Below are 12463 nucleotides of genomic sequence, written 5' to 3'. Positions count from 1 at the left end.
TAAAAAAGGCAGATACTCATGATCTGCCCAATTTAAAAAATTAAAATTTAATGTGCCGAACCATGTTGATGAGCCATCTGAATCTGATGCAGGATATGACGACTCATGTTCTTCGCCATTTCTTCTTTAGCATAGTAGACCGCACCCACATTATCGCGGCGGATGACTTCAGCTTCTTCCTTACTTTCGGCACAGACCAGTACCTGAATTTCAGGATTTAAAGTTTTGGCAATATCCACGATTTTATGAATATCCAAAATATCCATAGGGGAAATGACCAATAGACGTGCATGCTGAATATGCGCCTGAATCAAGACGCCTGGTTCAGTCGCCACACCCGATACCGCTGCAATGCCTTTGGCACGCAATTTTTCAACAATCTCCCGGTTTTCTTCAGCAATCACAACTTTAATATTTTGTTCCATCAAGGAAGTCGTGATGCGACGTCCCACTTCACCATGGCCGACAATCACTACCTGATCGCGCAGGTAGTCCTGGGATACTTCATCAGGCAGCATGGCCAGTGGATCGCCACTGCGCTCCAGTAAACGCGCCAGGTTGGAACGTTCGCGAATCCATTTCTGTACTGGTTCGATGGCAGCGAAAATAAAAGAGTTCAGGGTAATTGAAATCAAGGCACCCGCCAGAATCAGGTTTTGCCCTTCCAGTGACAGCAGATTTAGCGATACCCCAAGTGCAGCAAGAATGAACGAGAATTCACCGATTTGCGCCAGTGACGCACCCACTGTCAGCGCTGTGTTGATTGGATAACGGAAGAACAGTACCAATGCCATCGCAGCAATGGTCTTACCAATCATAATAATGGCAACAACCGCCAGCACATGCAGGGGTTGCTCAATCATAATCCGCGGATCAAACAGCATACCGACAGAAACGAAGAATAGAATCGAGAAAATTTCACGTAGCGGAAGGGTTTCTTCTTCTGCACGATGGCTGAAGTCAGATTCTTTCACGACCATACCCGCAAAGAATGCACCTAGTGCCATGGAGACACCAAAGACTTTGTAGGCACCAAAGGCAATCGATACAGCAGCGGCCACAACAGTTAGCGTAAACAGTTCACGTGAGCCTAGACGCGCGACAACCTGCATGATCATTGGTATTAGACGTTTACCAACAATCAGCATAAAGGCAATAAAGCCTGCGACCTTGAGTAGGGTAATGCCCAAGGTGAGCCAGATATTCCCATCACTGCTACCTTCCAGTGCCTGACCACCGAGTAAAACTGCGGTTGCAGGAAGTAACACCAGTGCCAATACCATGACCAGATCTTCAACCAACAGCCAGCCTACAGCAATCTTACCGTTAATGGATTCAAGCAGACCACGGTCTCCCAGTGCTTTTAGGAGCACGACAGTACTGGCACAGGAGAGACTTAAACCAAAAACAAGCGCAGAACCAAAACTCCAGCCCCAGAGCATGGATACACCAACGCCAAGCAGGGTAGCCACTGCAATTTGCAGGATCGCACCAGGCAGGGCAATGCGCCTTACCTGCATCAGGTCATTTAAGGAAAAGTGCATCCCGACACCAAACATCAGGAACATGACGCCTAATTCGGCAAGCTGGTTGGCGAGCTGGATGTCACCGACTACCCCAGGGGTATTGGGGCTAATCAGGATCCCGGCAATCAGATATCCGATCAAGGGAGGTAGACGCAAGCGCGCAGCGATATAGCCGAATGCCAGCGCCAGTCCAAAGCCTACAGCCAGTAATATGATGAGATCTACGTCATGTGGCACTAAACACTCCTTTAAGATGAATTTTAAAATTTCAGTTTTTTATGGGAAATAAGCACAAAAAGTGCCAAAACAAAAAGAAAGTTTATCAAGCTGAATAAAAAAAATGCAAAAAAAAACGACCCTAAAAGGTCGCTTTTTTTCAAAAAACTAAAATTATTTAATTTTAGCTTCTTTGAAGATCACGTGTTGACGGATTTTTGGATCAAATTTTTTGATTTCCATTTTTTCCGGCATAGTACGTTTGTTCTTAGTAGTGGTATAGAAATAACCTGTACCAGCTGAAGAAACTAAGCGAATCTTATCACGCATTGTCCTGACTCCTTACTTAGATCTTTTGACCTTGAGCACGAAGGTCAGCAACAACCTTTTCAATGCCCAATTTATCGATAATACGCATACCTTTAGTAGTAAGACGAAGACGTACGAAACGTTTTTCGCTTTCTAACCAGAAGCGGTGTTGGTGCAGGTTCGGCTCGAACCGGCGCTTAGTTTTGTTGTTGGCGTGTGAGACGTTGTTACCAACGACTGGACGCTTGCCGGTAACTTGGCAAACCTTAGACATGGTGTAACTCCATTGATTTAGCCAACAGCAAATCTGTATGGCCAGTCAAAAATAAACGGATTGAATTCATTCAAGGGGCGTTTTATACCAAAAATGCGCTTAAAAGACAAGCGATTTTGTCTAAAACCGGGCATGAGTTGGTGCAACAGCTCATGCCTTGATCATTTATCGAAGAAGAGTCTTCGAAATCAGTTTATGAATCGGCTTATTAAACGGCGGGAGAATGTATTTCAAGCTATACAGCTTAGGATTGGACATTACAGACCGTTCATGCGACAAACTGAAGAAGCCTTCTGGCCCATGGTATTTACCCATCCCCGAAGCGCCAACGCCGCCAAATGGCAGGTCATCCTGTGCAACATGAGTGAGTACCGTGTTCTGGCCGAAGTGCCCTGAATGGGTACGCTGTGCGACATAATCGGCACGCGCCTGATCAAAGTCGAAATAGTATAATGCAAGTGGACGCGGACGGCTATTAATAAAGTCGATTACATCGTCAATTTGATCATATTCCATGATTGGCAGCAGCGGACCGAAGATTTCATTTTTCATGATATCCATATCTGGCGTCACATTGGTCAGAATGGTCGGTGCTATTTTACGCAGATCTGCCGGTGTTTCATTACGCGGGTTGATTTCAATAACCTGGGCGCCATGTGCACGTGCATCCTCTAAATAGCCTTGCAGACGGTTGTATTGCTTGTCATTCACAATCGAAGTGTAGTCCTGGTTATGGGTGATATCTGGATACATGGTTTCCACATAGCTGCGGAAATGGTCGATAAATTCAGCGGTTTTACCGCGTGGCAGGAACATATAGTCAGGGGCCACACAGGTTTGACCGGCATTCCAGAGTTTACCTACCGCAATACGCTCTGCCACATCTTCAATATCAATAGATGGATGAACCAGAACAGGTGATTTACCACCGAGTTCCAGAATCACCGGCACCAGATTTTCTGCAGCTGCTGCCATTACGGTTTTACCCACCGCGGTTGAGCCGGTGAAAATCATTTTATCGAAAGCCAAGCGGCAAAAGGCATCAGATACTGCACCGCCACCAGTAATGACTGCGACCAGTTCTTTTGGAAAGGCTTCCGCCAAGGCTGTTTCAAGTACCGCTCCAAAATGAGCAGAGGCACTCGAAATTTTTATCATGGCATGGTTGCCTGCAGCCAGTGCACAGACCAGTGGTCCTATCGAGAGGAGTAAAGGATAGTTCCAAGGCGCAATAATGCCGACCACGCCCAATGGCTGGTACTGCACCCAGGCTTTGGCTGGCTGGTGAATAATACTGACGTGACGCTTGGATGGTTTCATCCAGCCAGTCAGATTCTTGCTGTAATATTTGATGTGTTCCAGGCAGGTCAACAGTTCCCCGATTTTGGTTTCCCCAATCGAACGGTTGCCATAATCCTGATTAATTGCATCGGCAAATTGATCTTGATACTTAACTAAGATACGCTTAAGTCGAGCTAAACGATCGATACGTTCCTTTGCAGTCGGCAGCGGGTAACGTAAGTAGGCATGTTTTTGTTGTGCCAGAATGTCATTAAGGCACTGGCTGTCAAAAAAATGTGGTGTCATTAATGTCGTTTTTGTGTGACTGTTCATGCAGCACTACCACTTTTAAGAAAATCGATTATTTATTTTTAGAGTAAATACTCTAATTAGTCAAGTTACTTTGTGTACTCGACCGTCAATGCGCTGCTGGTGCGTGCGGGTATATGAACTGAATGGTTATTTTAGGATGTCCCAAACCAAAACGTTGAAAACGAAAGAACGTATTTTGCAGCTCAGTTTGCAGTTATTTAATGAGCGTGGTGAGCGTTCTGTTACGACGAATCATATTGCTGCTGAACTCGGTATGAGCCCGGGTAACCTGTACTATCATTTCCGTAACAAGAATGAAATCATCAAGGAACTGATGGAGCAGTACCAGAAGGAAACCCTGGAAATGCTGGCATTGCCGGATGACCGTCCGCTGGATGCTAATGACAAGATTCATTATTTCCAGGTGCTCAGCAGCCAGTTATGGGCTTATCGTTTCCTGCATCGTGATGTTTATCACCTGGTGGAAAATAATGAAGACTTCCGCAAGCTGTATCCGCGCTTTGCGGGTGAAGTCATGCAGCAGGGACAAAAAATCTATAAAGCCTTTGTCAATGCTGGCTTAATGGAAATGACTGATTCGGAAATTGAAGCCTTAATTATCAACTTGTGGATCGTGCTGACCAACTGGACCAACTTCCTGTATATGTCTGGTCATATTACCGACTCGAACCATCTGGAAGAAAAATGGGTATGGCAGGCATTGCGTCAAATGGTATTCCTGGAAGGTGCCTATCTGCGTGGTGAGAGCCGTCATACCTATGAAAGCCTGTTGAACTCTTTTGGTTCTTCCGAGCTTTTTGCCAGTCTGTCATCCGCTAAAGATCGGGAAACTGAACAAACTATTCAGAATAATTAAGAAACGCGCTAGAATACTCGGCTTATTTTTTAATTTATCTGATTAGTGACGTTTACCAACATGAATATGACGACTGCTAACACCGCACGTTTATTGATTACTTGTGAAGACAAGCCGGGCATCGTGCAGGCTGTTTCAAGCTTCTTGTATCATCAGGGCGCCAATATTACTGCGCTTGATCAATACGCGACAGAAGCTCAGGGCGGACGTTACTTCATGCGTGTTGAGTTTGAACTCGATAACCTGCAAAGTCGTAAAGAAAGCCTGTTACAGACTTTTGCTGTCAATGTTGCGGAACGCTATAACATGCATTGGCGTCTGGCGCTGGTAAGTGATGTGAAAAAAGTCGGCATTCTGGTGTCTAAAGTTGATCACGCTTTACTTGAGCTGTTATGGCGTCATGCACGTGGCGGTCTGCCATGTGAAATCACCAAAGTGGTATCGAATCATGAAACGCTGCGTGAATCGGTTGAAAATTTTGGTATTCCATTTGAAGTAGTACCAGTGACTAAAGACAATAAACGTGAAGCTTATGCAAAAATTGATGAGCTGATGCAAGGCAATGATTTGTTAGTACTGGCGCGCTATATGCAGATTCTGGATGAAGAATTTGTACAAAAATGGGAAATGAAAGTGATCAACATTCACCATTCATTCCTGCCAGCGTTTGTCGGTGCAAATCCGTACAAGCAGGCTTATGAAAAAGGTGTGAAACTGATTGGTGCGACTGCCCACTATGTAACGGCTGATCTGGACCAAGGTCCAATCATTGAGCAGGACGTAGAGCGTGTAAACCATGACTTTACTGTAGAGCAGCTGCGTGAACTGGGGCAGGACGTAGAGCGTAATGTACTGGCGCGTGCCGTAAGATGGCATCTGGAAGACCGTATTATTGTGGATGGTAACAAGACAGTGGTATTCCAATAAGTCTTGCATCATCATTCAAAAAGGCATACTTTAAGTATGCCTTTTTTTATTTGAGTTGTTTCTCTCATTTGTCGAAAAAAATGAAGAAAGTTGGGGATTGTTATTGCAAATGAAAACCCTTCTCATTTATTATTGGCGTACTTTAATTGTGCTAACCGATGAGCTTGATTATTTGTTTCATATCATCTCTTCAAGGTAAAAGATTTAATGAGCCAAGTTGCTTCTCCTATGATGCCTACTCCACCCAACCAGATGAAAAAGAAAGTCGCAGCTGTTATGGCAGCTGTACTGGTGGGACATGTTGGCCTATTGTGGGCTGTCAGCCAGATGGAAGCACCTGAACTCAAGCCTGTAGACAAGGAGCCGATGAAGGTTCGCTTTGTAAAACTGCAGGAAGCGCCAAGACCATTACCTCCGAAGCCAAAGCCTGAGCCGAAGAAAGAGCCGCCGAAGCCGAAAGAGGTCAAGATTGTTGAAAAACCGTTGCCACCACCTCCGAAAAAGGTTGAAAAAATCCAGGAAGTGAAGAAGGCTGAAACGCCTAAGGTTGTGGCACCACCAGTTGAAGCAAAACCAACGCCAAGTCCGGTTGTACCAACGGTTGTGAAAGAAACCAAAGTCGCTCCGACACCTCCACCAGCACCTGTGGCACCGCCTGCGCCTGTTGCGCCACCGGCACCACCTGCACCTCCTTCTCCTAAGAGTGTTTCTTTGGGTGGTGGTGTGACCTGGTTGCGTACGCCAAAAGTATCGATGTCAGCAGGTGAGTTGAGAAGTTCCTGTTCCATGGTGGTCGATATCTCAGCGAATGAACAAGGCAAGGTAGTGGCTGCGACAGCACGTAATTCAAGCTGCAGTCCTTCGATTAACCGTAAGGTCGAGTCTGCTGTACGTCGTGCACAATTAACCAAATATGTTGAAAATGGCGTTGCTTATCCAACACGTGTTGAGCAGCCCTTTGACTTCCAGATTACCAGATAACGGCTAACCCATTAGGAGTTCGAATATGAACTTTTCAGTTTATTGGCAACATGCTGATGCAGTCAGTAAAACACTTTATTTTGTGTTACTGGCAATGTCGATTGCGACATGGACGATCTTTGTACTGCGTTTACTCGGTACGCGCCAACTCAAGCAAGTGGCTTATGCACAGTTATCTGATGCCCTAGATAAACTGAAATCAAAAATGGCGCCTTTGGGCTTTGAACAACGCAAAGCCGTAGCTGAACAAGCATTGCTACGCCAGATTGCAGCTGAAAAAGCCAATGCGGAAAAAGGTGTGTCAGTTCTGGGTACCATCGCATCGATTTCACCTTTCATTGGTTTATTCGGTACAGTATGGGGTATCTTCCATGCACTGGTAGCAGTGGGTAAGAGCGGTCAGGCAGGTCTGGCTCAGGTGGCAACACCCGTAGGTGAAGCACTGATCATGACAGGTCTGGGTCTGGCAGTGGCGATTCCAGCTGTATTGGCTTATAACATCGCGGTACGTTTTAACCGTGGTTTATCGCATGAACTACAAGACCATGCTCATAGCTTATTGATTGATACGATGCTGCAACAGGGATCTGCCAAGAAAGCTGAAACTAAAGTTGCACAAGACAGTTTAGTGGGAGGTCAAGTTTAATGGCTTTTCAACTGGGTGAAGACAACGATACAGGCATGAATGAGATGAACCTCATTCCCCTGATCGACATTATGTTGGTATTGATGATCATCTTCCTGGTGACAGCGACCGTTGCGAACCCATCAATTCCATTAACCTTGCCACAAACGACTGCGGAAATTATTGATCTTCCGCCAGAGAACATTACCATCAGCATTAACTCTCAGGGTGATGTGGCATGGAATGGTGATGTGCTTAGCCTGGAACAGCTGGAAACCCGTTTCAATGAAGCTGGGCAGGCAGAGCGTCAGCCAACGATTGTATTGAAGGCGGATAAAGAATCACGTTACGACACCGTTGCTCAAGTGATGTCACGCGCGAGTGGAGCCGGACTCACCGATATTGCTTTTGCAACCGATAACTGATTTTTCCAAGATCAAAAAGAGCGACCTGAGATGGTCGCTTTTTTTATGACAATATTGCTTTACTTCAACAGTTCTACAAATTTGGCACGTAGCTTGTTGAGCTTTGGGGGAATGGCAAAGTTGCAATAACCCTGACTTGGGTTTTTGGCAAAAAAGTTCTGATGATAATCTTCAGCTGGATAGAAGGTCGGAGCAGGACTGAGTTCAGTGACTACATTTAAACCTTCAGCCTTCAGTGCATCAATAGTTTCTTGTGACTGCCGTTGCTGTTCTTCGTTCAGATAGTAGATGACAGAACGATACTGTGTACCGACATCATTGCCTTGGCGATTGAGCGTTGTTGGATCATGAGTGGCAAAGAATACATCCAGCAATTGCTTAAAGCTGATCTGGGTTTCATCGAAATCAATCAGAATCACTTCTGCATGGTTGGTATCACCATTACAAATCTCTTCATAGGTTGGATGAGTGGTATGTCCGCCGGCATAGCCACTAACAACTTTGCTGACACCACGAATTTGCAGGAATACCGCTTCGGTACACCAAAAGCATCCACCACCAAATAGCGCCTGTTGCATAATCTTGTCCTTAATTCCGAGTTTCTGTCTCTATTCTACGCTGTAAATATCAAATAGAAAAAAGCCTGTAAAAACAGGCTTTTTATTTAAGCTTTAGCGCGGTTGTACCGGACTTGCCAGCTGGATGACTGGGTTGCCATAGCTATCGAGCAGCTTCAGGGTTTTACCAAAAACCTGATAATGGGTTACTTTAGCCAGGGCTTCATTAAATTCCTGATCCAGATTGTCATTGTTCAGACAAGCCATTTTTGTACCCGCCATCTGGCTAAGATTCAAAGTGTCTTTGCCGGCAGTATAGCTGCCCATAATGCGGTTACAGCCATCGGCACCGCTAACACGCTGAGTGGCAGCATCAAATTGCAGGCTTGGGATATTACGTGTGGTAGGTGCAGTGGTGATTTCTGTACTGCCAATGTGAGTGACAATCCAGGTGCGGTTCTGAAGTTGCTGTAGATTTTCAACCGCTTGGGAAGAGGTCTGGTCTGGTGTGGTTTGACAGCCTGTTATTGCCAGCGCTGAAACGAACATTGCAATTGTGGTCACTTTTTTTAACATTGGGCTTACTCTTTTTCTTTGATACATTACTGTATATAAACAGAAAAAATAGAATGATACCAATACAATTTGTATCTTCGGGTTCCCGGGAAGATAGGTTCTATTCTGCTTTTGGCGCAGGTAATCCTTGCCGCAGTAGAACGGAAAATTGTTCACTACTGACCTGAGCAAATTCTTTGACACGTGGGTTTACATGCGCTCGAGCATACCAGGTGCTTAGGTCCCAACCCTGATTTAGCGCTTGCAGGTCATACATATAATTCGGCAAATAACCCGACGCCAGCAGGCGATAATCTGTTGGTAATGGTTTCTGGGAAACAGCCTGAACCATATCAAACACCAGGGTAGTGCAATTACTGGTTAGAGTGTTATACCACTTCGGCTGTTGAGCCAGATCATCCACCTTGTTGAGATATTCTTTGAAAAGCGCCTTGGCTTGTGCCTGTGGCATATTAATCGGAAAAAAATATACCTGCTCACCGCGAATATTGCTACGGGTATAGATAATATCCCGTTCATCGGCCGCCACCAGACTCAGCTCAAACTTGCGGAAGAAGCCGCCGATAGCAGAGAAATCTTCATTTTTTTCCTTACGGATTTCAATCGAAAAGGTCAGTGGCTTCTGGTCAGCAAAGTCAAAACTCACCAAGGTATGGGCAATATGCGGTCCCATCCAGTAAGAGGTGATGACATTGACCCCGGTGATCTGATTTAAATTGATGCTGCGACTTTCCCAGCGCTCAATATATTTCCCATTTGGCAGCCAGACAAAATTACGCACATTATGTAAGGTGACTTGATCGCCTTGTTGTTCATAACTGAGAATACGGGCAACTTCAGGATTCCACTCCCGGTCCTGACGAGCGTCCAGGCTGAAATACCAGAACAGGCTAAACAGAAAAGCCAGAATATAAAGAAGGGTATCTACACCACGTGAAATCAGATGACGGCTAAAATAAATGCCGAGAACTGCACAGGCTAAAACAATCCAAAGACCAATCAGCACAGAACTGCCAATCATGCCTAAGGGTTGCTGTACCCAAATCGCAAGGCACAGCCATAGACTTGATGCGATGACAAACAGGGTAAATACTGCATTCAGTAACCAGAATAGCCAGTGAGGTGCAGGATTTCCCTGTGTATGCATAATTGAATCTTTAATTAAAAATTATTCTTCATTTTCTATAAGTTGCAAACTCAAAAGCAATCCCGGTTTTGTCGTCGATATGTTGTTCGGAAAAAACTTTTTTGAATTCAGCAGGAATTTCTGGGTAGAAGGCATGACCTTGTACATCCAGTTCGACATGGGTCAGTTCCAGACGGTCAGCAATACTCATTGTCTGTTTGAAGATTTCACCACCCCCAATAATATAAATAGACTCCGGTTTTTCTGATGCTTTTACATCTGCAACAGCTTGGCTCAAGGCATCTTCAATCGTGTGTGCGACTTTAGTACCTTCAAAAGACCAGTCTGTATCACGGGTAATGACCCAGTTGACACGTTTAGGCAAGGCACGTCCCATGGATTCAAGGGTCTTACGTCCCATCACAATTACACCGCCCTGGGTGATTTCCTTAAAATGTTTTAGATCTGCTGAGATATGCCAAGGCAGGTCATTGTCCTTACCAATACAGCGCTGCTGATCCATTGCAACGACATGAACGACTTCTAAATCCTGAAATGCCATACCCACACTCAAAAACAAGTAAAAATTGTTCCTATTAAAATGCAAAATCCCACTTTAAGCAAAGTGGGATTTCGATTTTCTTGGGTTTGGGAAAAATTAAACCGCGACAGGCGCTTTAATTCCCGGATAGGATTCATAGCCGACAATTTCAATATCTTCAAATTTGAAATCGAACAGATCTTTAATTTCAGGATTCAGTTTTAACTGACATAGACCTAAAGGCTCACGACTCAGCTGAAGTTTGGCTTGTTCAAAGTGGTTGGCATACAGGTGTGTATCACCACCCGTCCAGACAAAATCACCGACCTCAAGATCACAGACTTGTGCGATCATATGGGTGAGCAGGGCGTAGCTGGCAATATTGAAAGGGACACCTAAAAACACGTCAGCGCTACGCTGATACAGCTGGCAAGATAATTTGCCATTATGTACAAAGAATTGGAACAGGGTATGACAAGGTGGCAGTGCCACTTGACCTGCTTCGTTCGGGTTCCAGCCAGACACAATCAGGCGACGTGAGTTTGGATTAGTTTTGATCTCATTCACCAACCATTTGATTTGATCAAAACCATCATTTTTATAGCTGCCATCTTCATTTTTTGTGGCACCAAAGTTACGCCACTGATGACCGTATACAGGACCAAGCTCACCTTCTGGGCGGCCAAAACGTGCAGTCTGTTCCGCAGTTGACCATTCATCCCAAATACTAACTTTATTATCTTTCAAATATTGAACGTTGGTATCGCCTTTGAGGAACCACAATAGCTCAATCACAATAGAGCGGAAGTGGACTTTTTTGGTGGTCAGTAAAGGGAAACCCTTGGAAAGATCAAAGCGCATCTGATGACCAAATACCGAACGTGTACCAGTGCCGGTACGGTCGCCTTTATCGCCGCCGTTGTCGAGGATATGTTGTAAAAGGTCAAGGTATTGGCGCATAAGTCTCTCTTAAAATCCGTTGAAAAATTGCTTTTTTTTGAACTGAGCAATTTAAAATTGCGCTCATCATAACATTTTTTTTCGCAGTTCCACATCGCCGGGAAGGTGACTGGAGGAGAGAGATAATGCAATAAAAAAGCATCCATAATGGATGCCTTTTTTATTGCCTGCTTTAAGCTGTTGGCTTGCCAGTATGTACTGTGTCAATCAGATCAGACAAGTCATAACCGAGCGATTGTGCATAAGCCAAATATTCCTGCTTAGTCGCTTCATCAATGGTTGGGGTGCGATGCAACAGCCACAGATACTTCATGCTTGGCTCACCGACCAAAGCCGTTTGATAACTAGCATCCAGCTTTAATACCCAGTAATCTCCCTTGGTAAATGGCACCCAGCGTAAACCTTCTGGCAGGAAACTGACCTCAAGTTTGGCATTGGCAGCATCTACAATCGTTGCTTCACCAATGGATTCATCCAGCTTGTCATCACCATCCAGACAACGGTTCTGAACACGTACGCTACCACTTTCATTCAGGCTATAAACAGCTGAAATATCAGTGCTGTCTTCAGGTTGATGTTTCATTGGGAGACGGGCAATTTCATACCAGGTGCCTAAATATTTGGTGAGATCAAAATTTGAAACGGTAGGGATATCATGATTCATTATTTTCTCCGTTTTATTTCAGTTCATTTTTTGCGCTCAATCAGTCTAAACATGAAGCTGCTAAAGAAAAGATGTAATCATGTAGGGAAATGTTGTGTTTGTTTTCAATGGGATGGGATGGGAATGGGTAGAGCATATACAAGAAATGTTAAGTAGGTCAGAATCTAGTCATATTTTTATAATTTATTGCTTAAAAATATGTCGATTAATTAATTTATTGTTCAATAAAAATTAATATAGGACTTACGCACTGTTATTTATAGACTCTCTGTGGTAGCAGATGATT

Annotated in this window: 15 protein-coding genes; 5 read left to right on the top strand and 10 right to left on the bottom strand. The window is 44.6% G+C overall.

Going from position 1 to position 12463, the window contains the following annotated elements; translation table 11 throughout:
* Positions 1–47: 47 nt before the first annotated feature.
* The 4 genes from C8322_RS10095 to C8322_RS10080 form a co-directional block, all read right to left on the bottom strand.
* Positions 48–1763, bottom strand: coding sequence for a cation:proton antiporter (locus C8322_RS10095; RefSeq protein WP_004890287.1), 1716 nt, complete (start codon positions 1761–1763; stop codon positions 48–50).
* 153 nt (positions 1764–1916) lie between these two features.
* Entirely contained in the window at positions 1917–2072 is a 156-nt protein-coding gene (rpmG, locus tag C8322_RS10090) for a 50S ribosomal protein L33 (RefSeq protein WP_001205031.1), read from the bottom strand.
* A 16-nt stretch (positions 2073–2088) separates the two neighbouring features.
* Positions 2089–2325 (bottom strand): 50S ribosomal protein L28, encoded by a 237-nt coding sequence (gene rpmB / locus C8322_RS10085; RefSeq protein ID WP_004813275.1) that lies wholly within the window; start codon positions 2323–2325, stop codon positions 2089–2091.
* 165 nt (positions 2326–2490) lie between these two features.
* The gene (locus C8322_RS10080; RefSeq protein ID WP_034591954.1) at positions 2491–3939 is read right to left on the bottom strand and encodes a coniferyl aldehyde dehydrogenase; all 1449 of its coding nucleotides are present in this window, start codon (positions 3937–3939) and stop codon (positions 2491–2493) included.
* 136 nt (positions 3940–4075) lie between these two features.
* On the opposite strand from C8322_RS10080, the gene C8322_RS10075 reads away from it, so the two are divergent.
* The 5 genes from C8322_RS10075 (at position 4076) to C8322_RS10055 (ending at position 7753) form a co-directional block, all read left to right on the top strand.
* On the top strand, positions 4076–4795 hold the full coding sequence (locus C8322_RS10075; RefSeq protein WP_008302057.1) for a TetR/AcrR family transcriptional regulator: 720 nt from the start codon (positions 4076–4078) through the stop codon (positions 4793–4795).
* A 60-nt stretch (positions 4796–4855) separates the two neighbouring features.
* The gene (gene purU / locus C8322_RS10070; protein ID WP_004813265.1) at positions 4856–5722 is read left to right on the top strand and encodes a formyltetrahydrofolate deformylase; all 867 of its coding nucleotides are present in this window, start codon (positions 4856–4858) and stop codon (positions 5720–5722) included.
* A 207-nt stretch (positions 5723–5929) separates the two neighbouring features.
* Positions 5930–6703, top strand: coding sequence for an energy transducer TonB (locus tag C8322_RS10065; RefSeq protein WP_008302056.1), 774 nt, complete (start codon positions 5930–5932; stop codon positions 6701–6703).
* Positions 6704–6728: 25 nt separating this feature from the next.
* Positions 6729–7349 carry a MotA/TolQ/ExbB proton channel family protein gene (locus C8322_RS10060; RefSeq protein ID WP_008302054.1) on the top strand — a complete coding sequence of 207 codons (621 nt, stop codon included), beginning with the start codon at positions 6729–6731 and terminating at the stop codon, positions 7347–7349.
* On the top strand, positions 7349–7753 hold the full coding sequence (locus C8322_RS10055) for an ExbD/TolR family protein (RefSeq protein WP_005220866.1): 405 nt from the start codon (positions 7349–7351) through the stop codon (positions 7751–7753). The genes C8322_RS10060 and C8322_RS10055 overlap by 1 nt, the downstream gene beginning before the upstream one ends.
* A gap of 59 nt (positions 7754–7812) precedes the next feature.
* Here the strand turns inward: C8322_RS10055 and msrA are convergent, their stop codons facing one another.
* From msrA to C8322_RS10025, 6 genes are all read right to left on the bottom strand, one after another.
* Positions 7813–8331: a peptide-methionine (S)-S-oxide reductase MsrA gene (gene msrA, locus C8322_RS10050; protein ID WP_008302052.1), complete on the bottom strand. Its 519-nt coding sequence runs from the start codon at positions 8329–8331 to the stop codon at positions 7813–7815.
* A gap of 93 nt (positions 8332–8424) precedes the next feature.
* Positions 8425–8886 carry an META domain-containing protein gene (locus tag C8322_RS10045; protein WP_008302050.1) on the bottom strand — a complete coding sequence of 154 codons (462 nt, stop codon included), beginning with the start codon at positions 8884–8886 and terminating at the stop codon, positions 8425–8427.
* A 100-nt stretch (positions 8887–8986) separates the two neighbouring features.
* Entirely contained in the window at positions 8987–10033 is a 1047-nt protein-coding gene (locus tag C8322_RS10040; protein WP_008302048.1) for a DUF4105 domain-containing protein, read from the bottom strand.
* Positions 10034–10061: 28 nt separating this feature from the next.
* Positions 10062–10574: a trimethoprim-resistant dihydrofolate reductase DfrA44 gene (dfrA44, locus tag C8322_RS10035; RefSeq protein ID WP_004813248.1), complete on the bottom strand. Its 513-nt coding sequence runs from the start codon at positions 10572–10574 to the stop codon at positions 10062–10064.
* A gap of 96 nt (positions 10575–10670) precedes the next feature.
* On the bottom strand, positions 10671–11513 hold the full coding sequence (gene thyA / locus C8322_RS10030; RefSeq protein WP_004813246.1) for a thymidylate synthase: 843 nt from the start codon (positions 11511–11513) through the stop codon (positions 10671–10673).
* Between the two features lie 172 nt (positions 11514–11685).
* Positions 11686–12177: a lipocalin family protein gene (locus tag C8322_RS10025; protein ID WP_004813244.1), complete on the bottom strand. Its 492-nt coding sequence runs from the start codon at positions 12175–12177 to the stop codon at positions 11686–11688.
* Between the last annotated feature and the right edge of the window lie 286 nt (positions 12178–12463).

The sequence above is a fragment of the Acinetobacter sp. SM1B genome, assembly GCF_003289665.1.
GTDB lineage: Bacteria > Pseudomonadota > Gammaproteobacteria > Pseudomonadales > Moraxellaceae > Acinetobacter > Acinetobacter schindleri.
The sequence above is the reverse complement of the archived record's forward strand: the minus strand, read 5'-3'. Positions and strand labels throughout refer to the sequence as shown.